This window comes from Tabrizicola caldifontis, assembly GCF_004762095.1.
GTDB classification, from domain to species: Bacteria; Pseudomonadota; Alphaproteobacteria; order Rhodobacterales; family Rhodobacteraceae; genus Tabrizicola; species Tabrizicola caldifontis.
The window spans coordinates 1-618 of sequence record NZ_SIJH01000053.1 but is presented as its reverse complement, the minus strand read 5'-3'; the positions used below and the strand labels follow the sequence as shown (position 1 = coordinate 618).

The window sequence follows — 618 nt, the reverse complement described above, 5'->3', positions numbered from 1 at the left end:
TGCATTTGGGGATTCCCGTTTGTCGTGAGTTCTGCTTCAAGATCGAAGACGGAGGCGATCTTGAGCCGGCGGACCTTGACCTACGCGCAGTGGGCGCGGATCGAGGGGCATCTTCCTGGGCGCGACGGGCTGCCCGGGCGGAGTGGCGCGGACAATCGGCTGTTTGTGGATGCGGTGCTTTGGCTGGCGCGGACGGCGGCCCCTTGGCGCGATCTGCCGCCCGAGTTCGGCAAATGGACCGGTGCGCACGCCCGCTTCCGACGCTGGGCGATGGCAGGGGTTTGGGAACGCCTTTTCAATGAGTTGAGCGCGGACCCCGACTTCGAGTACGTCCTCATCGACAGCACGATCTGCAAAGCCCACGCGGATGCGACGGGCGGAAGGGGGGGCCTCAGGCTCACGGGATCGGGTGTTCGCGCGTTCGGTGGGCGATCCTTCCACTGGAAGGATCGCTTGCCCACCTCACCCTGACGACCAAGAGCCACGCCGCCGTCGATGCCCTCGGGCTGCCTGTGCGGCTGATCCCGACGGCTGGCCAGCACGGCGACAGCCCACAGGCCGCCGCCTTGGTCGACGGGCTCGATGGCGTGGGACAGGTCATCGCCGATGCGGCCTAGG

1 pseudogene is annotated in these 618 nt (G+C 67.3%); it reads left to right on the top strand.

Annotated elements, in window-relative coordinates:
- Positions 1 to 60: 60 nt before the first annotated feature.
- Positions 61 to 614, top strand: a pseudogene (locus EYB42_RS17225) (IS5 family transposase); the annotation flags it as partial.
- Positions 615 to 618: the final 4 nt, after the last annotated feature.